Consider the following 20,284-nt stretch of genomic DNA (forward strand, 5'->3'; position numbering starts at 1 on the left):
TTTTTCCCGATCAGGCTCTGAAAAGGAGTTTTTGCAATGTACAACTCGCAACTGCCAACGGACGGTAGCAAAGCGCCAAAGGGCACTTCCATTGGGGTCGGTGTTTTCGACCAGCGTACCGAGCGCCACGGCAACGAGCGCATCCGCATCCTGCTCAAGAGCTTTGGCCTGCGAACCAGTCTGATTCGCCTGAAAGTCATCGACGCCTTGCTGTCGGCCGCCGAGAACGACCGCAGCCTGGGCGTGCGCGGCGTGCACACGCAGTTGCTGGAACTGGATATTCCCTTATCGTTCCTGAGTGTGCGCGAAGTGTTGAAACGCCTGTGCAGCGAAGGCGTGATTGTCCTCAATGCGGACAAGAGCTACAGCCTCCACCCACGCGCCGTCGCCCTGCTGCACCACGACTGATCGAGCCAGGCCCGGCGCGTCGCTCAGGGCTTGACCTTGCGGCGCATCATGCCGTTGACGACCACCACGACCACCGCCACGCCAATGGCGATGTACTGGAACAGTTTTTCACTGATGACACCGGTGTTCTGCAAATACGAAAGGCCAAACATGATTCCCAGTACCACGAGGGAGATCAGAATCGAGTATTTCAAACGTTGCGATTGAGTCATTGGTAATTCCTGAAGCTGAAAATATGTATCCGCTGTGTATCCATCAAACGGGGGCTTATGTTACAGCCGATGAAGATTTTTAGCTTTATCGCGGCGAAGGCGGCCTGACAGCCGCCCCATGTGTGATCGTACCCATGCTCTGCGTGGGAGTTCCTCCAGGGACGCTCGGCGTTCCGCTGACGACGCATGACGTGAGCCGTGTGCAACGGGTGCGGCCGCCAACCTGACAAACTTGTCATCTTCCCCTCATCCGCCTGACAACTTTGATCTACGATAATAAGGCCAAGCAACTCGGTAGCACTTCGAAACACACTCGCAGCGCCTACCCGCAAAAAACCCTCAAAATATGATTTTCGCCCGCAACCCGAGACCCTTCCCTCATGCGAACTCATTTACGTCTGGCTGCCTTGGGCGCCCTGTTGATTTCCTCCCTGGCCCAAGCCGCCGACCTGATCCCGATCGAGGTCCATCGTGATGCCAATTGCGGTTGCTGCAAGAAATGGATCAGCCATCTCGAAGCCAATGGCTTCAAGGTAGAAGACCACGTCGAAAGCAACATGAGCGAGTTCAAGCAACAACACGGCGTACCACCGCGCCTGGCCTCGTGCCACACCGGCTTGATCAACGGCAAATTCGTAGAAGGCCATGTGCCAGCCGATCAAGTACTGGCCCTGAGCAAACGCGATGACCTGTTGGGTGTTGCCGCCCCTGGCATGCCCATGGGCTCGCCGGGCATGGAAATGGACGGCATGAGCGATGCCTATCAGGTGATCGGCCTGAAAAAGGACGGTACGGATGTGGTGGTGGCGGACTACCCCGCCCATTGATTTTCACTGCCTGCTTCGGCTTGTTCCTGGCGGCATTCGGTGCCGCGACTTTACTGCCGCTGCAGTCCGAAGCAGTGCTGGTCGGGCTGATACTCAGCGATCGGTACTGGCTGTGGTTGCTGCTGGCTGTCGCCACGCTGGGCAACGTCCTCGGTTCAGTGGTGAACTGGTGGCTGGGGCGCGCCATCGAGCGCTTTCGGGACCGGCGCTGGTTCCCGGTCAGCGCCAGGCACCTGGAAAACGCCCGTCGTCACTATCAACGTTACGGCCACTGGTCGTTACTGCTCAGTTGGCTGCCGGTGATCGGAGACCCACTGACCCTGGTGGCCGGCGTCATGCGCGAGCCGCTGGGGCGTTTCCTGTTGATCGTGACCCTGGCCAAGGGCGCCCGTTATGGCGCAGTGGCGTTGGCCACCCTGGGGTGGATGAGTTGAACCAAGTGCCGCGGCGATTGCCTGTTTAATGTCGCCCTAATCGTGCCGATCCAGCATCGGCGGATTTTCAACGGAGTTCATCCATGCCCCTTACCCGCTCATGCTGGCTGCCCGGCCTGCTGCTGACCGCCGCCATGCCCGCCATCGCTGCCGAGGGCCCGGTCTACGGACCGGAGCTGCAAGGCTTCGAATACCCCTACACCCTCAAGCATTTTGCGTTCGAGTCCCAGGGCAAATCCCTGCAAATGGGCTACATGGACGTGGCAGCCCATGGCAAGGCCAACGGCCGCAGCGTGGTGCTGATGCACGGCAAGAACTTCTGCGGCGCCACCTGGGAAACCTCGATCAAGGCCCTGAGCGACGCCGGCTACCGGGTCATTGCCCCGGATCAGATCGGTTTCTGCACGTCCAGCAAACCGGACAATTATCAGTACACCTTCCAGCAACTGGCGAGCAACACCCAGCAACTGCTCAAGGCCCTCGGCATCCAGAAAGCCAGCTTGCTCGGACATTCCACCGGCGGCATGCTCGCCACCCGCTATGCGCTGCAATATCCCGAACAGGTTGACCAGCTTGCGATGGTGAACCCGATCGGCCTGGAAGACTGGAAAGCCCTCGGCGTGCCTTATCGCACGGTCGATCAATGGTATGAGCGCGAACTGAAGGTGACAGCCGAAGGCATCCACGACTACCAGCGCAACACCTATTATGATGGCCGCTGGAAGCCCGAATTCGACCGCTGGGTAGACATGTACGCCGGCATGGCCAAGGGCCCTGGAAAAAACCAGGTCGCCTGGAACTCGGCTTTGATCTACGACATGATTTTCACCCAACCGGTCTACTACGAGTTCAAGGACCTGAAGGTGCCGACCTTGCTGCTGATCGGCACCGCCGACACCACGGCGATCAACAAGGACATCGCGCCCCCCGAGGTCAAGGCGAAAATCGGTCATTACGACTTGCTCGGCAAGCAGGTGGCGAAACTGATTCCCCAATCGACCCTGGTCGAATTCCCCGGCATGGGGCACGCGCCGCAGATGGAAGAGCCGGCGCAATTTCACAAGGCCTTGCTTGGCTGGCTGGACAAAACCAACCCCGTTCCTTGATGAGGTAAGGCTGATGGCGGTACAGATTGCAGTGATCGATGATTGGCAGGATGTGGCCCGCGACGTGGTGGACTGGTCGGCGCTGGAGACCATCGGCCAGGTCGCGTTCATCCACGACTACCCCGCTGACAACCCGACCCTGGCCGCGCGCCTGGGCGAGTTTGAAGTGATCTGCGTGATGCGCGAGCGCACGCGCTTCGACGAAGACCTGCTGCGCCGCTTACCCAATCTCAAGCTGCTGGTGACCGGTGGCATGCGCAATGCCGCCCTCGACCTCAAGGCCGCTGCTGCGCTCGGCATTCAGGTCTGTGGCACCGACAGCTATAAACATGCCGCGCCGGAGCTGACCTGGGCACTGATCATGGCCGCAACCCGCAACCTGGTGGTCGAAGCCAACGCCTTGCGCGCCGGAAAGTGGCAGCAAGGCCTCGGTGGCGACCTGCATGGCAAGACCCTGGCGATCCTGGGCCTGGGCAGCATTGGCCAACGGGTCGCCCGCTTCGGCCAGGCGTTCGGCATGCGGGTCATCGCCTGGAGTGAAAACCTCAACGCCGAACGCGCCGCCGAGTTCGACGTAACCTACGTCAGCAAGCAGCAATTGTTCGAGCAGGCCGACGTGTTGTCGGTGCACCTGGTGCTCAGTGAGCGCAGCCGTGGCATGGTGGACGCGCAGGCGTTGGCATGGATGAAGCCCACGGCGCTGCTGGTCAACACCGCGCGCGGGCCGATTGTCGATGAAGCGGCGCTGATCAAGGCCCTGCAGAAACAACGCCTGGGTGGCGCGGCGCTGGACGTGTTCGAGCAAGAGCCCCTGCCCGCGCATCATCCGTTCAGAACCCTGGACAACGTGCTGGCAACGCCCCACGTCGGGTACGTCAGCCAGCAAAATTACCATCTATTCTTTGCGCAGATGATCGAGGACATCCAGGCTTGGGCGGCGGGAAAGCCGATGCGTCTACTGAGTTGACAGCGCCCGGTAACCTGGGGCTTTTGTTGCAAAAAATCGCCAAAAAAAACGAATAAATGTTCAGGCCGAGGTGTTTATGTTTCGCATGAAGGGTCATCAGCCCTTCTCAACGTTTTCGGCCCGTTCGGAGCATTGCCCATGAATCGCCGTCTCTCGATTGTTACTGCATCGCTGGTGCTTGCCGTCGCGCTGTCCAGTTCCCTGGCATGGGCCAACGGCGAGGAAGATACCCCTGCCAAACCGCAGTGCCCTCGAGGGCAGGTGTTCGACAGCAAGGCACAAAGGTGCGTCAAGCAGACCAGCATGCTCTTGCCGGATGCCGACCGTACCGACTACGCCTATCAGCTGGCCAAGGACGGGCGTTACGAAGAAGCCTTGGCCCTGCTCGATACGCTCAAGCAACCCAACACTGCCAAGGCCTTGAACTATCGGGGCTACGCCACGCGTAAACTGGGACGTACCGATGAAGGCATCGGTTATTACCTGCAGTCGGTCAAGCTTGATCCGCAATATGCGCTGGTTCGCGAGTACCTTGGCGAAGCCTATGTGATCAAGGGCCGGCTGGACCTCGCCCGGGAACAGTTGCAGCAGATCAAATCGATCTGCGGCAACACCACCTGCGAGCAATACCAGGACCTCGCCGAAGCCATCAACGCGTCATCGAAAACCTGACAACCCGATTGGAGGGAGGTCGCTATCGCCAGCGATCAGGACATTAGGGCAGAACTGGGACAGCACTTGGCGCGTCTGTGGCGTTACGGCTTGCTGTTGTCCCGACAACGGCATGTCGCCGAGGACCTGGTGCAGGCCACCTGCGTGCGGGCGCTCGAACGCGGCGGGCAATTTGAATCGGGCACGCGCATGGACCGTTGGCTGATGAGCATTCTGCATTCGATCTGGGTCAATGAAGTGCGAGCCCGCCGAGTGCACCAGGGCCAGGGCGTGGTGGATGCCGATCAAGCCCTGTCGTTCGATGGCGAACAAGCGGCACATACCCATGTTCGCGCCGCGCAGGTGATCCGGCGCGTAGAGGCGTTGCCCGAGGCCCAGCGCGAAACGGTGTTTCTGGCCTACGTCGAAGGCTTGTCCTACCGCGAGGTGGCCGATGTCCTGCAAGTCCCCATCGGCACCGTGATGAGCCGACTGGCCGCCGCCCGGCTGAAACTCGCCGAGTATCCGCCCCTGCACACGGTGCCGAACCCTTCCACCGGAGAACGTCGATGAACGCGAAACTGTCGGATGAGCAACTGGTGGCCTACCTGGACAACCAGCTCGATGCCGAACAACGCAGCCGCATCGATGCCGCCCTCGCCGAAGACCCGATGCTCGGCCTGCGCCTGCAATGGCTGGACCGCAGCAGCATGCCGTTCAAGTCAGCTTACGACGAAGTGACTCGACAAGCCCCGGTCGAGCGCCTCCAAGCCATGCTCGATACCCTGCCCGTCCCGACACGCCCTGCACTGAGTCGGCGCTGGTTCCTCGCGGCCGCCGCCGGATTGCTGGCGGGCGGTGTGCTGGCGGATCGTTTGTTCCTCGGTTGGCAAACCAGCCAGCAGACCCACAACTGGCGCGGGCTGGTCGCCGACTACATGGTGCTCTACGTACCGGAAACCCTCGACCATTTGCCCAGTGACGAAGCGACACAACTGGCGCAGCTACGCACCATCGACGCACGATTGGGCCTTAATCTGCTGCCGGCAAAACTGGCGTTGCCACGCGCCCAATTCAAGCGCGCGCAAATCCTTGAATACGACGGCGTGGCTATCGCCCAGATCACCTACCTCGACCCGGTCCATGGGCCGATGGCGCTGTGCGTCACGCGCTCCAACAGTGGCAGCCGGCATTTTGCCAAAGAGCGACGGCACGGGATGAACATCGTGTATTGGTCGGATATGGAGCACGCGTGGATGCTGATCGGGCGTAATTCGCCGGTGGATCTTGAGGAGATGGCCACGCAATTACGCACTCGGATCCGCGCCTGAGCCTTGTAGGAGCTGCCGCAGGCTGCGATCTTTTGATCTTGATATTGGAAGAAGCAAGATCAAAAGATCGCAGCCTGCGGCAGCTCCTACCGGGTGATGATGGATCAGGGCGCTGTCGGCAACCACAGCCGAAACCGTGCCCCACCCAACGGCGACGCTTGCACCGTCAACGTTCCACCCTGGGCTTCCAATGCCCGACGGCTGATTGCCAGCCCCAGGCCAAACCCGCCGGTGGCCCGATCCCGGCTGCGATCGAGTCGATAGAACGGTTCGAATATCCGCTCGCGCTCGTCATCCGGGATACCGATCCCGTCGTCGTCCACCCAGATCTCACAGCCTTTGGGGCACACCTGTACGCCTACCTGAATGCGCCTTTCGCAGTAGCGCATGGCGTTGCGCAACAGGTTTTGCAGGGCGCGGGCGGTCAGGCGTGGGTCGAGGCTAAAGCGTTCGAGCTGGCCGTGCAGCAACACGTCGATGACGATATCCGGCGATTGTTCTTCGTCGACGCTGCCCAGGATGCTGTCGATGAATTCATCCAGCGACACTTCGATAGGCTCCGGTAAACGCGCAGGGTTTTGCAGGCGGCTGTACGACAGCAATTCCAGCACCAGTTCGTCGAGCTCACGGATGTGATTGACCAACCCCTGCAAGCGCTCGCGGCTGGTGGCGGGCAAATCATCGGAAAGGGCCAGGGCCAGGCCAAAATCCAGGCGGGTCAATGGCGTGCGCAACTCGTGGGATACGGCGTTGAGCAGGTCCCGCTGCTGATTCAGCAGGTTTTCGATGTCGCCAGCCATAGTGTCGAAAACGTTGGCAAGACTGCCGATGTTGGAACTGGCGGCAATCTGCGTACGCTCGCTCAAGTGCCCCTTGCCGAAGCGTTCCGCCGCGCCCTTGAGCCGTTCCAGGTCACGCCAGTGCGGGCGCAGCCACAGCAACAGACAGGCGAGCATGGTCGCGCCGATCAGCACGTTGATGCTCCAGTACAACAGGCTGACGTCCATCGGGTCTGGCGGCACGACCATTTGCACCACGGTGCGCTCGTTCAGCGGTGCCACCGCCAGGGTGCGCCAGCCCCAGTCGCCAACGCGCACGACGTTTTCGCCGCGCTGCAAACGCTGCTGTTCTTCGCTCGACAAGCTGGCATCGTCAATGGCGCTGAGCACGATATGCAGCGGTTCGAATTCCTTGTCCATTTGCGCGGCCAAGGCTGGCCATTGTTCGCTCGGGACGGCCTTGAACTGCCTGACCATGAGGGTTTGCAAACCACGCGAGTAGTCCAGGTTGTAGGTGATGAAGCGCTCGTGGAAGACCTTGATCACCAGGTCCGGCACCAGGTAGATCGCGGTGCTGAACGAAACGATGGTCACCAGGTACAGGCGAAAGAGGATTCTGAACATCGTCTCAGCATTCCCACTCGGATCGACTGAACAGGTAACCCTTGCCCCACACGGTCTTGATCTTGCGAGCCTCGCCGGCATTGTCGTCGAACTTGCGCCGCAGCTTGGAGATGGCCACGTCCACCGAGCGGTCGGTGCCGTTGAACTCGATGCCACGCAGGCGTTGCAGGATCTGGTCGCGGCTCAACACTTCGCCAGCATGTCGGGCCAGCACCACCAGCAAGTTGTACTCGCCGCTGGACATTTCCACCGGTTGCCCGCGCCAGGTCACCGTGCGCTCGGACAGATCGATGCACAGGTTGCCCATGAGGATCCGGTCATTGGCCGCCAATGGCTCGGCAAGGCTGCTGCGCCGTAGCAAGGTGCGCACCCGGGCCAGCAGCACCCGGGGTTCGCAGGGTTTGGTGACGTAGTCGTCGGCGCCCATTTCCAGGCCCAGTACCTGATCGTGGCTGTCGTCGCGGGCGGTGAGCATGAGGATCGGCAAGCTTGCTGAATCGGCGCGCAGCAAACGGCAGACTTGCAAGCCATCGAGACCGGGCAGCATCAAGTCGAGGATCACCAGGTCCGGCGGTGTGAGCCGTGCGCGTTCGCGCACCTGATCGCCTCGACCGATTACGTTGACGGAGTAACCGTTGCGTTCCAGGTAGCTGGCGATCAGCTCGGCGAGTGCGGTGTCGTCTTCGACCAGGAGGATGTTGGGCATGGGTGTTTCCAGAAATGCTGTGGTGCCGGTCAGGCCGCTTTCGCGAGCAGGCTCGCTCCCACAGGGAATGCATTTCAACTGTGGGAGCGAGCCTGCTCGCGAAGACAATCTGACAGGCGCAATAAAATTCATGGCCTGAAGGATATACGCCCTCACACACACCTGAGCAAAACCCTTACACAATTTCACACAGCACCAACAAAGCTTCACCGCTACCATCGCCGTCGCCCAGTAGGATGCTGGGGGTCACTATTGGGGTCATCCATGTCAAAGAAACTGCTTGCCGGGCTCAGCCTGATCGCACTGGCGTTGACGCTGAGCGCGTGCGACAAGTCTTCGATCGCCGAAGAACAGCCGCCATTGGCCAGCGTTCGCATCGAAACCGTCGAAACCCGAGCGCTGTCGATCAGCAGCGAATTGACCGGGCGCATTGCCGCGCCGCGCATGGCCGAGGTGCGCGCCCGCGTCGCCGGCGTGGTACTGCAACGGGCCTTTCGCGAGGGCAGTGACGTGAAAAAGGGCGAGGTGCTGTTCCGGATCGATCCGGCGCCGTTCAAGGCAGATCTCGATAGCGCCGAGGCAGTATTGCGCAAGGCCGAGGCCAACGCGTTCCAGGCGAAACTGCAAGAGCAGCGGTACGCCCAGTTGATTGACGACAAGGCCATCAGCGGCCAGGACTACGACAACGCCCGGGCCAACGCCCGGCAAACCGCCGCCGACGTAGCCGCCAGCAAGGCGGCGGTTGAACGCGCCCGGCTGAACCTTGGCTACGCCACGGTCACCGCGCCGATTTCCGGACGTATCGGTCGCGCGCTGGTCACCGAAGGCGCACTGGTCGGGCAAAACGAGACCACGCCTTTGGCGCTGATCCAGCAACTCGATCCGATCCACGCCGACCTGACCCAATCAACTCGCGAACTCAACGACCTGCGCCGGGCGTTCCGGTCCGGCCAATTGAAGGAAGTGGGCCAAGGCCAGGCCAAGGCCACCCTGATCCAGGACGACGGGAGCCTCTACCCGTTGCCCGGCAAGCTGCTTTTCACCGACATCACCGTCGACCCGGGCACCGGCCAGGTCATCCTGCGCAGCGAATTCCCCAACCCGGACCTCGACCTGCTGCCTGGCAGCTTCGTGCGCGTGCGCCTGGAGCAAGCCGTCAACCAGCAAGGCATCAGCGTGCCGCAACGGGCCATCCAGCGTGACAGCGCCGGCATCGCCCAGGTATTGCTGCTCGACGCAGAGCAGCGCGTCAGCCAACAGCCGGTCGAACTGGGGCCGGTGCAGAACGACCGTTGGGTCGTCACGGGCGGGTTGAAGCCCGGCGACCGCATCGTCATCGAAGGCCTGCAACACGCCCGCCCCGGCGAAAAAGTGCAGGTCGACGACACCCCTCTTCCACTTGCCCAGGTTTCTGGCCAGTAAGCAGGACGCTTGTTTATGCCGCAGTTCTTTATCGATCGCCCGGTGTTCGCCTGGGTGGTCGCGCTGTTCATCCTGTTGGCCGGTGCCCTGGCCATTACGCAGTTGCCGGTGGCGCAATACCCCAACGTCGCACCGCCGCAAATCGAAATCTATGCCGTGTACCCCGGTGCGTCAGCGCAGACCGTGGACGAAAGCGTGGTCAGCCTGATCGAGGAAGAACTCAACGGCGCCGACCATCTGTTGTACTTCGAATCGCAGAGCAGCCTGGGCAGCGCCACGATCAAGGCCACTTTCCAGCCGGGCACCGATCCGGAAATGGCCCAGGTCGACGTGCAGAACCGCCTCAAGGTGGTGGAGTCGCGTCTGCCGCAGGCGGTGAACCAGCAAGGCTTGCAGGTGGAAAAAGTGTCCGCCGGCTTCCTGCTGTTGATCGCCCTCACCTCAAGCGACGGCAAGCTCGACGACGTGGCGCTCAGCGACTACCTGGCGCGCAACGTGATGAACGAGATCAAGCGCCTCGACGGCGTCGGCAAGGCGCAGCTGTATGGCGCCGAGCGCGCCATGCGCATCTGGATTGACCCGCGCAAGTTGATCGGTTTCAACCTGACCCCGGCGGATGTCAACGCCGCCATCGTCGCGCAAAACGCCCAGGTCTCAGCCGGCAGCATTGGCGATTTGCCGAGCCGCACGACTCAGGAAATCACCGCGACCATCCTGGTCAAAGGCCAGCTGTCGAGCCCTGAAGAGTTCGCCGCCATCGTGCTCAAGGCCAACCCTGATGGTTCCACGGTGCGCATCGGCGATGTCGCGCGGGTCGAGATCGGCAGTCAGGACTACCAGTTTTCCACGCGCCTGAACGGCAAGCCGTCGACTGCCGTCGGCGTCCAGTTGTCACCGGGGGCCAATGCCCTGAACACCGCGACCCTGGTGAGGGCCAAGATGGACGAACTGTCGCGCTACTTCCCCGCGGGCGTCCAGTACACGATTCCTTACGACACCTCGCCTTTCGTCAAGGTCTCGATCACCAAGGTGGTCTACACCCTCGGCGAGGCGATGTTGCTGGTGTTCGCGGTGATGTTCCTGTTCCTGCAGAACATCCGCTACACCCTGATACCCACGCTGGTGGTGCCGGTGGCGCTGATGGGCACCTTCGCGACCATGTTGGCCCTGGGGTTTTCCATCAACGTGCTGACCATGTTCGGCATGGTGCTGGCCATCGGTATCCTGGTGGATGACGCGATCGTCGTGGTGGAGAACGTCGAGCGGATCATGGCCAGCGAAGGCCTGTCGCCCAGGGAGGCGACCCGCAAGGCGATGAAGCAGATCACCGGGGCGATCATCGGCATCACCCTGGTGCTGGTGGCGGTGTTCATTCCGATGGCCTTCATGCCGGGTTCGGTCGGGGTGATCTACCAACAGTTCTCGCTGTCGATGGCCACCTCGATCCTGTTCTCGGCCTTCCTCGCCCTGACCTTGACCCCCGCGCTGTGCGCGACCTTGCTCAAACCGATTGCCCAAGGCGTACACCACGAGAAGACCGGATTCTTTGGCGGGTTCAACCGCCGCTTCGAGCGACTTACCGAGCGTTATCAGGGCTGGGTTGCCTATGCATTGCAGCGCACCGGGCGTTACCTGTTGATCTACGCGGTGCTGCTGGTGGCCCTGGGCGTGTGTTTCATGCGCCTGCCCTCCTCGTTCCTGCCGGTGGAAGACCAGGGCTACACCATCACCGACATTCAATTGCCACCCGGCGCGAGCAAGCACCGTACGGTGCAGGTGGTCGAGCAGATCGAAGCGCACAATGCCGGCGAACCGGGCATCAGCGACAGCGTGGTCATTCTCGGTTTCAGCTTCTCCGGCAGTGGCCAGAACGCGGCGCTGGCGTTCAGTACGTTGAAGGATTGGTCCGAAAGAGGCGTCAAGGACTCGGCCGCTGCCATTGCCGACCGGGCCAACGCTGCCCTCAGCCAGATCAAGGATGCCATGGCGTTTTCGGTACTGCCGCCACCCGTCGATGGCCTGGGCACGTCCAGTGGCTTCGAATTTCGCTTACAGGATCGCGGCGGCCTCGGCCATGCCACGCTGATGCAGGCGCGCAGTGAATTGCTCGCGGCGGCTGAAAAGAGCCCGGTACTGATGAACGTGCGCGAAAGCGCCCTGGCCGAAGCGCCGCAAGTGCGGTTGGTCGTCGACCGTCAGCAGGCCAACGCTTTGGGCGTGTCGTTTGCCGACATCGGCAGCGTGCTCTCCACCGCGATCGGTTCGACGTACATCAATGACTTTCCCAACCAGGGGCGGATGCAACGGGTGGTGGTCCAGTCTGAAGGCGATCAACGCAGCCAGGTCGCCGATCTGCTGAAGATTCACGTACGCAACAACAACGGAAAAATGGTGCCTCTATCGGCCTTCACCCAGGCCGAATGGACCCAGGGCCCGGCGCAACTGACCCGTTACAACGGTTATCCGGCGATCAGCATCTCCGGCGAGCCGACACCCGGCCACAGCACCGGCCAGGCCATGGCGGAAATCGAACGGCTGGTAGCGCAAGGTCCGGCCGGATTGGGCCAGGAGTGGACCGGGCTGTCGTTGCAAGAACGTTTGTCCGGCAGCCAGGCGCCGATCCTGCTCGGTTTGTCGCTGTTGATCGTGTTCCTGTGCCTGGCGGCGTTGTACGAGAGCTGGTCGATCCCGACCTCAGTTTTGCTGGTGGTGCCACTGGGTGTACTCGGCGCAGTGCTCGCGGTGACACTGCGCGGCATGCCCAACGATGTGTTCTTCAAGGTCGGCCTGATCACCATCATCGGCCTGTCGGCAAAAAACGCGATCCTGATCATCGAATTCGCCAAGAGCCTGTACGACGAAGGCCACGATTTGATCGACGCCACCCTGCAAGCCGCACGCTTGCGCCTGCGGCCTATCGTCATGACCTCGCTGGCGTTCATCCTCGGCGTGGTGCCGTTGGCGATCGCGACCGGCGCCAGTTCAGCCAGCCAGCAGGCCATCGGCACCGGGGTAATCGGCGGAATGATCTCCGCGACCCTGGCGGTGATATTCGTGCCGGTGTTTTTTGTGGTGGTGATGAAACGGGTGCGCAAGCGCCATAAAAACCTATAACCAACACCACCCCTGTAGGAGCGAGCATGCTCCTACATATTTCCTGCGCTATGGTGCACTGACGCCCTGCCACAGTGAGCCTCCATGCCCTACCTCACTCACACCCACCCTCGCCTGTCCGCCGCCGTCACCTTCGGCATCGCGGCTGGCATCCTGGTTCCGGCCGACTCGATCATCAGCAAAATTCTTATCGGCTGGAACGTCGGGGTCTGGACCTATCTGCTGCTGATGTTCTGGCTCATCGTGCGCTCCAAGGCGACCGATGTGAAACGCATCGCCGATATCGAAGACGAAAACGCCGGGCTGGTGCTATTCGTGGTGTGCATCGCAGCGATTGCCAGCCTGGCGACCATCGCCTTCGAACTGGCCGGCAGCAAAGACCTGGAAACCTCCCGCAAGCTGCTGCACTACAGCTTCACCGCATTGACTGTCATCGGTTCATGGTTGCTGATCGGGGTGATTTTCAGCGTGCACTATGCGCGGCTGTATTACACCTGGAATGGCAAAGAACCTGCACTGCGTTTTGCCGAAGGCTTGACCACACCCAACTATTGGGACTTCCTGTATTTCTCGTTCACCATCGGCGTGGCAGTGCAGACTTCGGATGTCGGCGTGGCCACCCGGGAGATGCGTAAGATTGTCCTGGCGCAGTCGTTGATAGGCTTTTTGTTCAACACGGCGATATTGGGGTTTTCGGTCAATATCGCCGCCGGGTTGTTTGGCTGACGTTGCCTTACTCCGTCGTTATCTCGCTAACCAGGGCGATCTCTCCGCGCTGGCGTTTCATACGTCGGCAACCCGCCTGACAGACGCAGATGACCCCACATAACGGGCTCGACCTCCTTTATCGCTGGGCTCGGCCCGGTTGAGTGCATTGGCCTGACCTCCATCCGTCGACATTCTTCACTTGATGATCATCCCGACCCTTGACGAACGATTGGTTTTTGGTGTTTCCTGAAACCGGTTTCAGCGCCATGCGCCAAACCCAATAAATCCAATAACAAGGTTTTCAGACCGTGAACGATTTCTCCGCCGCCCAGCGCAGCCGCGTGACCATGCTTGATGTCGCCGAACACGCCAAGGTGTCCAAAGCCAGCGTGTCGCGCTTCATCGGCGAGGATCGCGCCCTGCTCTCCGATGCCATTGCCGAGCGCATCGAGCAGGCCATTGCCGAACTGGGCTACCGCCCGAACCAGATGGCCCGCGGTCTTAAGCGCGGCCGCACGCGCCTGATCGGCATGTTGGTGGCCGACATCCGCAACCCTTATTCGATTGCCGTGATGCACGGGGTAGAAACCGCCTGCCGTCAGCACGGCTACAGCCTGGTGGTGTGCAACACCGACCGTGACGACGAGCAGGAACGCCAGCACCTGGCGCTGCTGCGTTCGTACAACATCGAAGGCCTGATCGTGAACACCCTCGGCCATCACCGCGACGAATTGCACGAACTGCATCGGGAAATGCCGCTGGTATTGGTGGATCGCAAGGTGGAGCACCTCGAGAGTGACATGGTAGGGCTGGACAACCCGGCAGCCGTCGACATGGCCCTTACCCATCTTGAAGAACGCGGTTACCGCGACGTGCTGCTGGTGACCGAACCCTTTGACGGCACCAGCTCGCGGATCGAACGTGTCAGCAGCTTCAAGGCGATGATCGAGCAGCGGCCCGCGCTTCGCGGGGCCATCACTGAGACCGGCAGCGAGCTGACTGCCAATCTGAAAACCTTTCTCGACACGCCAGGGCCCGGTCCCAAAGCGCTGTTTTGCGCGAATGGGATTGCGGCGTTGGCCAGCACCCATTCATTGCGCGAACTCAACTGCCACCTGTTCGCGGATGTCGGCCTGATCGCCCTCGATGACCTGGATTGGTACCCGCTGGTGGGTAGCGGCATCACCGCCCTCGCCCAACCGACCACCGAAATTGGCGCCAGTGCGTTTGAGTGTTTGCTCAAGCGTTTGCGGGGGGATGATGGTGCGGTGCGGACCTTGGATTTTTCGGCGAGATTGATTGTGCGGGGATCGACACTTGGAGATCTTCGGTGATTGTTCCGGCCTCATCGCGAGCAGGCTCGCTCCCACAGGGAACCCGGTGTACGCGCAATTTTTGTACAACACAAAACCCTGTTGGAGCGGGCCTGCTCGAGATGGCGCCCTAAAGATCGATATTTTTTGAACAAAAATGAAACCGGTTTCAGAGGTAGAAAAACAATGAATACACCCGCCGTTTCCATCAGCCTCTCCAGCTACGGTGCCGATCTTGTGCGCCAACGTGGCCAGGGCAGTTTTATCGAAATACTGGCCGCTGCCGGAGCCTCGCGAATTGAGTGGCGCGAAGAGCTACTGACCAACGAGGACCCCGCTCAACTGGCCATTGCCTCTCAAGCCGAGGGTCTGGAGAGCGTGTATTCCTCGCCGATTGAGCTGTGGCTGGCGGGTCAATCCAAACCCAACCCTGAACTGATTGCCGCCCTGCAACGGGCCCAGGCTTTTGGCGCCAAATGGCTAAAAGTGTCGCTGGGCTATTTCACCGACAACAGCGATCTGCAAACCCTCGCCCGGCTACTGCGCGAGAATGCCGTGCAGTTGCTGGTGGAAAACGACCAGACCCTGCACGGCGGTCGCATCGAGCCCTTCCAGCGCTTTTTCGCGCAAGTCGAGCAGCACAGCCTGCCAATCAGGATGACCTTCGATATCGGCAATTGGCACTGGCAGGACCAGTCGCCAGCGAGCGCTGCGCGATTGCTCGGGCGCCATGTGGACTATGTGCACTGCAAAGCGGTGACCCGTCGCACCGACGGCAAGCTGGTCGCCATACCGCCCGCCGCCAGCGACCTGCAACAGTGGGAACACCTGCTGCGGCACATGGCCCAAGGTGTCATGCGCGCGGCGGAATACCCGTTGCAAGGCGATGACCTGGTGCAGTTGACCCGCGAACACGTCGCCGCTCTCGCCCATCTGGGCCAGCCGCAGCGGGAGAATGCACATGTCTGAGATCGATATCCTGTCGTTCGGCGAAACCATGGCGATGTTCGTCGCCGAGCAGGCCGGTGATCTGGCCAGCGTCGGCCAGTTCCACAAACGCATCGCCGGCGCGGACAGCAACGTCGCCATCGGCCTGTCGCGCCTGGGCTTCAAGGTCGCATGGCTGAGCCGGGTCGGTGCCGATTCACTGGGCCGCTTCGTGATCGATACACTGGAGAAGGAAGGCGTGGACTGCCGCCATGTCGACATCGACACCGCTCACCCCACCGGTTTCCAGCTCAAGTCGCGCACCGAGGATGGCAGCGACCCCGCCGTCGAGTATTTCCGCCGCGGTTCGGCGGCCAGTCACCTGTCACCACACTCGATCGTGCCCCAATTGCTCAATGCCCGACACCTGCACGCCACTGGCATCCCGCCAGCGCTGTCGGAAACCGCCCGGCAAATGTCGTTCGAATTGATGACGCGCATGCGCGAGGCCGGCCGCAGCGTATCGTTCGATCCGAACCTGCGCCCCAGCCTGTGGGCCAGCGAGCAACAGATGATCAGCGAGATCAACCGCCTCGCCGCGCTTGCCCATTGGGTGTTGCCGGGGCTCAGCGAAGGGCGCTTGCTCACCGGTTTTGACGATCCGGCCGACATCGCCGCGTTCTACCTCGATCAGGGCGCCGAGGCGGTGGCGATCAAACTCGGCCCGCATGGCGCTTACTACCGCACTCAACAGGATCAGGGGTTTGTCGCTGGCGTGCCGGTGCAAACAGTGATCGATACGGTGGGTGCCGGTGATGGATTTGCCGTGGGCATGATCAGTGCTCTGCTCGAGAACCACAGCTTTGCCGACGCCGTGCAGCGGGCCAACTGGATTGGCAGCCGCGCGGTGCAGAGCCGGGGGGATATGGAGGGGTTACCAACCCGAGCCGAACTGCCTCCCCCTTTCGCCGCTCGTTCCCACGCTCCTGCGTGGGAATGCAGCCCGTGATGCTCTGCGTCACAGGGGACGCGGAGCGTCCCTAGAGGCATTCCCACGCGGACCGTGGGAAAGATCACCGTTACCTGCTGCGACAAAAACAACAAGCTCAGGAGCACCACCCATGAAAACCGCAACCCTCGCCACCCGCCGCTGGTGGTACATCATGCCCATCGTCTTTATCACCTACAGCCTGGCGTATCTGGACCGCGCCAACTACGGCTTCGCCGCCGCCTCGGGCATGGCGGCCGACCTGATGATCACTCCGGGCCTGTCGTCGATGCTCGGCGCGCTGTTCTTCCTCGGCTACTTTTTCTTCCAGGTGCCGGGGGCGATCTATGCGCAGAAACACAGCGTGAAGAAGCTGATTTTCGTCAGCCTTATCCTCTGGGGCAGTCTGGCAACCTTGACCGGTATCGTCTCCAACGCCTACTGGCTGATCGTCATCCGCTTCATGCTTGGGGTGGTCGAGGCCGCAGTGATGCCGGCCATGCTGATCTATCTGTGCCATTGGTTCACCCGCGCCGAACGCTCGCGGGCCAACACTTTCCTGATCCTCGGCAACCCGGTGACCATGCTGTGGATGTCGGTGGTCTCGGGTTATCTGGTGCAGCATTACAGCTGGCGCTGGATGTTCATCGTCGAAGGTCTGCCAGCAGTGTTCTGGGCCTTCATCTGGTGGCGTCTGGCCGATGATCGTCCGTCCCAGGCCAAGTGGCTCAACGACCAGGAAAAGCAGGACCTGGAAAGCGCCCTGGCCGCCGAGCAAGTCGGCATCAAGGCAGTGAAGAACTACGCCGAAGCCTTCCGCTCGCCGAAAGTCATCCTCCTGGCCCTGCAGTTTTTCTGCTGGAGCATCGGCGTCTACGGCTTCGTGCTGTGGCTGCCTTCAATCCTCAAGGCCGGTGCACAGATGGACATGGTGCAAGCCGGCTGGCTGTCGGCGTTGCCTTACCTGGCGGCGGTGATCGGCATGCTGCTGGTGTCCTGGGGCTCGGACAAACTGCAAAAACGCAAGCGCTTCGTCTGGCCGCCGCTGCTGATCGCCTCATTCGCTTTCTATGGCTCCTACGCCTTGGGCGCCGAACATTTCTGGTGGTCCTACACGTTGCTGGTGATTGCCGGTGCCTGCATGTACGCACCTTACGGACCGTTCTTCGCGATCATCCCGGAGATCCTCCCAGCCAACGTCGCCGGCGGCGCGATGGCGCTGATCAACAGCATGGGCGCCCTCGGTTCGTTTGGCGGCTCCTACCTGGTCGGTTACCTGAACAGCTCCACCGGCTCGCCCGGCGCGTCCTACCTGTTGATGAGCGGCGCGCTGATGCTCTCGGTGGTGCTGACGATTTGCCTCAAGCCCGGCGCCAGTGACCGGGAACGGCCCACGGTCGCATTAACCCGCACCGCTGCACATTCCTGAATTGGATGACGACAATGAAAAAGCAGGTTGTTCTGTACAAGAAACTCTCGCCGCTGCTGATGGCTCGCTTGCACGAGCAGGCCGAAGTGACGCTGATCGAAAACCTCGACGCCGATGGCCTGGCCCGATTGCGCGATGCCCTGCCCCGCGCTCACGGCCTGCTCGGTGCCAGTCTGAAGCTGGATGCCGAACTGCTCGACCTGGCGCCCGACCTTGAAGCCATCGCCAGCGTCTCGGTGGGCGTCGACAACTACGACATCGACTACCTGACCGAGCGCCGCATCCTGCTCAGCAATACACCGGACGTGCTCACCGAAACCACCGCCGATACCGGTTTTGCGTTGATTCTAGCCACCGCTCGACGCGTGGTGGAACTGGCCAATATGGTTCGCGAAGGCCGTTGGCAGCGTAACCTCGGCCCCGCACATTTCGGCAGCGACGTGCATGGCAAAACCCTGGGCATCATTGGCATGGGCCGTATCGGCGAGGCACTGGCCCAGCGCGGACACTTCGGTTTCGGCATGCCGGTCATCTACCACAGCCATTCGCCAAAACCTGCAGTCGAGCAGCGTTTCAATGCGCAGTACCGCAGCCTGGGCGAGCTGTTGCAGCAGGCGGATTTCATCTGCCTGACCTTGCCGTTGACCGCGCAAACCGAGCGGCTGATCGGCACCGAAGAATTTGCCCTGATGCGCCCGCAAAGCATCTTCATCAATATCTCCCGAGGCAAAGTGGTGGATGAAGCGGCGTTGACCGAGGCACTGCGTGCGGGGCAGATTCGCGCAGCGGGGCTGGATGTGTTCGAGCGTGAGCCGCTGGACCTGGACTCGCCGCTGTTGCAGATGGACAACGTGGTGGCAACGCCACACATGGGCTCGGCGACCCATGAGACACGGGAGGCAATGGCGCGGTGTGCGGTGGAAAATCTGTTGGCGGCGTTGGCGGGTGAACGGCCGGCTAATCTGGTGAATGTGCGGGCGTGGAAGGCTTGAGGAATTAGTTGTCCATCAGGCCGTCTTCTCAGGCAAGCCCGCTCCCACAGTGTCGGTGGTGATCACAAAATCCGTGTCCACATCAGACCCTGTGGGAGCGGGCTTGCCCGCGAAGGGGCCGGTCCGAACAACAAAAAACTGTCAGGCCCGCCGCGCCTCCAGAAGGTCCATGGCGCACTGCCCAATTCGCTGACAGGCATCCGCCAGTTTGCGCCGGTCCACCACCAGCCCAATGCGGATATGCCCCGCCGCACTCGGCCCGAACGCCTCACCTGCCAGTACCGACACGCCATACCCCTCCAGCAGCCGCTCGGCGAAATGCTGGGCGGACAACCCGGTCTGGCGCACGTCGGCCATCACGAACATCCCACCATCCGGGCGAATGGCCCTGATACCCGGGCATTGGTTCAGGCGCGTACACACCAGGTCGCGGCGCTGGCGATATTCTTCACGCATCAGCGCCACCTCCGGCAGGTCTTCATCCAGCGCCAGTTGCGCCGCCTTCTGAACGAACTCCGGAATGCCAAACAGCATGCTCAACGAGAGATGTTCCAGGTGGTCGTTCAAGGTTTTCGGTCCGATCACCCAACCCACTCGCCAACCGCTCATGGCGTGGGATTTGGACAGGCTGTCGATGGTCGCGGTGCGCTCGACCATGCCCGGCAAGCTGGCCGGGCTGATGTGTTCGCCTTCGTACAGCAGATCGCCGTAGACCTCATCGCTGATCAACCAAAGATCGTGACGCACACACAGCAAGGCCAGCTCCTGCCAGATCATCAGCGACAAACTGGCGCCGGAGGGGTTGTTCGGACTGTTGAGCAACAGCGCGCGGGTCTTGGGTGTGATGCGGGCCGCCACATCCGCCGGATCGACCCGAAAGCCGTTCTCCGGACGCACCGCCACCGGCACCACAGTGGCCCCGCACGCGCCGAATACGCCTTCATACGTTACGTACATCGGCTCGGCAACGATCACTTCGTCCCCCGGATCGAGCAGGCATTGCGCGACCGAATAAACCGCACATTGCGCACCGGGCATCACGATCACGTGATCGGCATCCACCACTTGACCACTTCGACGCCGATGACGGCGGGCAATGCTGTCGCGCAAACCCCGACTTCCGCGCACCTGCGAGTAATGAGTGTCGCCCGCCAGCAAACTGTTGATGGCGGCCTGGACGATGGGGCTGGGTGTATCGAAATCCGGGTCGCCGACCGATAGCAGCAGTACGTCGACGCCTTGTTCGCGCATTTGCAGTGCGCGGTCGTGAATCTGCCAGGCCGCAGCGCCATCTCCGGCGATGCGTTGGGTCAAGCCTGAATAGCGCATGTAGTTCTCCAATCGCG

At 61.4% G+C, this 20,284-nt stretch carries 20 protein-coding genes; 16 read left to right on the forward strand and 4 right to left on the reverse strand.

From position 1 onward, the window contains the following. Positions 1–36 precede the first annotated feature (36 nt). Positions 37–408: a hypothetical protein gene (locus HGP31_RS16500; protein WP_020797183.1), complete on the forward strand. Its 372-nt coding sequence runs from the start codon at positions 37–39 to the stop codon at positions 406–408. Positions 409–431: 23 nt separating this feature from the next. On the opposite strand, the gene HGP31_RS16505 is transcribed toward HGP31_RS16500, so the two are convergent. Next, the gene (locus tag HGP31_RS16505) at positions 432–620 is read right to left on the reverse strand and encodes a hypothetical protein (protein WP_020797184.1); all 189 of its coding nucleotides are present in this window, start codon (positions 618–620) and stop codon (positions 432–434) included. Between the two features lie 380 nt (positions 621–1,000). Between HGP31_RS16505 and HGP31_RS16510 the strand changes: the two genes are divergently transcribed. The 7 genes from HGP31_RS16510 (at position 1,001) to HGP31_RS16540 (ending at position 5,936) form a co-directional block, all read left to right on the forward strand. Beyond that, positions 1,001–1,447, forward strand: a complete 447-nt coding sequence (locus HGP31_RS16510; RefSeq protein WP_020797185.1) for a DUF411 domain-containing protein — start codon at positions 1,001–1,003, stop codon at positions 1,445–1,447. Continuing rightward, positions 1,447–1,881 (forward strand): YqaA family protein, encoded by a 435-nt coding sequence (locus HGP31_RS16515; protein WP_033040427.1) that lies wholly within the window; start codon positions 1,447–1,449, stop codon positions 1,879–1,881. The genes HGP31_RS16510 and HGP31_RS16515 overlap by 1 nt, the downstream gene beginning before the upstream one ends. Before the next feature lie 83 nt (positions 1,882–1,964). After that, a complete protein-coding gene (locus HGP31_RS16520) occupies positions 1,965–2,987 on the forward strand; it encodes an alpha/beta fold hydrolase (RefSeq protein ID WP_083349186.1) in 1,023 nt (340 codons plus the stop codon). A 13-nt stretch (positions 2,988–3,000) separates the two neighbouring features. Then, positions 3,001–3,954, forward strand: coding sequence for a D-2-hydroxyacid dehydrogenase family protein (locus HGP31_RS16525; RefSeq protein ID WP_033040422.1), 954 nt, complete (start codon positions 3,001–3,003; stop codon positions 3,952–3,954). 138 nt (positions 3,955–4,092) lie between these two features. Continuing rightward, a complete protein-coding gene (locus tag HGP31_RS16530; protein WP_020797189.1) occupies positions 4,093–4,626 on the forward strand; it encodes a tetratricopeptide repeat protein in 534 nt (177 codons plus the stop codon). 66 nt (positions 4,627–4,692) lie between these two features. Beyond that, positions 4,693–5,178, forward strand: a complete 486-nt coding sequence (locus tag HGP31_RS16535; RefSeq protein ID WP_020797190.1) for a sigma-70 family RNA polymerase sigma factor — start codon at positions 4,693–4,695, stop codon at positions 5,176–5,178. Next, positions 5,175–5,936, forward strand: a complete 762-nt coding sequence (locus HGP31_RS16540) for an anti-sigma factor family protein (protein WP_020797191.1) — start codon at positions 5,175–5,177, stop codon at positions 5,934–5,936. Before HGP31_RS16535 ends, HGP31_RS16540 begins: the two co-directional genes overlap by 4 nt. Positions 5,937–6,040: 104 nt before the next feature. Here the strand turns inward: HGP31_RS16540 and HGP31_RS16545 are convergent, their stop codons facing one another. Continuing rightward, positions 6,041–7,339, reverse strand: coding sequence for an ATP-binding protein (locus HGP31_RS16545; protein WP_083349188.1), 1,299 nt, complete (start codon positions 7,337–7,339; stop codon positions 6,041–6,043). A gap of 4 nt (positions 7,340–7,343) precedes the next feature. Continuing rightward, the gene (locus HGP31_RS16550) at positions 7,344–8,045 is read right to left on the reverse strand and encodes a response regulator (RefSeq protein WP_020797194.1); all 702 of its coding nucleotides are present in this window, start codon (positions 8,043–8,045) and stop codon (positions 7,344–7,346) included. A 264-nt stretch (positions 8,046–8,309) separates the two neighbouring features. On the opposite strand from HGP31_RS16550, the gene HGP31_RS16555 reads away from it, so the two are divergent. From HGP31_RS16555 to HGP31_RS16590, 8 genes are all read left to right on the forward strand, one after another. Further along, the gene (locus HGP31_RS16555; RefSeq protein ID WP_020797195.1) at positions 8,310–9,467 is read left to right on the forward strand and encodes an efflux RND transporter periplasmic adaptor subunit; all 1,158 of its coding nucleotides are present in this window, start codon (positions 8,310–8,312) and stop codon (positions 9,465–9,467) included. 15 nt (positions 9,468–9,482) lie between these two features. Further along, the gene (locus HGP31_RS16560; RefSeq protein ID WP_020797196.1) at positions 9,483–12,581 is read left to right on the forward strand and encodes an efflux RND transporter permease subunit; all 3,099 of its coding nucleotides are present in this window, start codon (positions 9,483–9,485) and stop codon (positions 12,579–12,581) included. Between the two features lie 84 nt (positions 12,582–12,665). Beyond that, positions 12,666–13,307, forward strand: a complete 642-nt coding sequence (locus HGP31_RS16565) for a DUF1345 domain-containing protein (protein WP_020797197.1) — start codon at positions 12,666–12,668, stop codon at positions 13,305–13,307. A gap of 290 nt (positions 13,308–13,597) precedes the next feature. Next, positions 13,598–14,623 carry a LacI family DNA-binding transcriptional regulator gene (locus tag HGP31_RS16570; protein WP_151141968.1) on the forward strand — a complete coding sequence of 342 codons (1,026 nt, stop codon included), beginning with the start codon at positions 13,598–13,600 and terminating at the stop codon, positions 14,621–14,623. 165 nt (positions 14,624–14,788) lie between these two features. Beyond that, positions 14,789–15,571 (forward strand): sugar phosphate isomerase/epimerase family protein, encoded by a 783-nt coding sequence (locus HGP31_RS16575; protein ID WP_020797199.1) that lies wholly within the window; start codon positions 14,789–14,791, stop codon positions 15,569–15,571. Continuing rightward, positions 15,564–16,538, forward strand: a complete 975-nt coding sequence (locus tag HGP31_RS16580; protein WP_168758232.1) for a sugar kinase — start codon at positions 15,564–15,566, stop codon at positions 16,536–16,538. The genes HGP31_RS16575 and HGP31_RS16580 overlap by 8 nt, the downstream gene beginning before the upstream one ends. Before the next feature lie 112 nt (positions 16,539–16,650). Next, positions 16,651–17,946: an MFS transporter gene (locus HGP31_RS16585; RefSeq protein ID WP_020797201.1), complete on the forward strand. Its 1,296-nt coding sequence runs from the start codon at positions 16,651–16,653 to the stop codon at positions 17,944–17,946. A 14-nt stretch (positions 17,947–17,960) separates the two neighbouring features. Beyond that, positions 17,961–18,938, forward strand: a complete 978-nt coding sequence (locus tag HGP31_RS16590) for a 2-hydroxyacid dehydrogenase (RefSeq protein ID WP_020797202.1) — start codon at positions 17,961–17,963, stop codon at positions 18,936–18,938. Positions 18,939–19,079: 141 nt separating this feature from the next. On the opposite strand, the gene HGP31_RS16595 is transcribed toward HGP31_RS16590, so the two are convergent. Further along, positions 19,080–20,267: a pyridoxal phosphate-dependent aminotransferase gene (locus HGP31_RS16595; RefSeq protein ID WP_168758233.1), complete on the reverse strand. Its 1,188-nt coding sequence runs from the start codon at positions 20,265–20,267 to the stop codon at positions 19,080–19,082. Between the last annotated feature and the right edge of the window lie 17 nt (positions 20,268–20,284).

Source organism: Pseudomonas umsongensis (assembly GCF_012647205.1).
GTDB lineage: Bacteria > Pseudomonadota > Gammaproteobacteria > Pseudomonadales > Pseudomonadaceae > Aquipseudomonas > Aquipseudomonas umsongensis.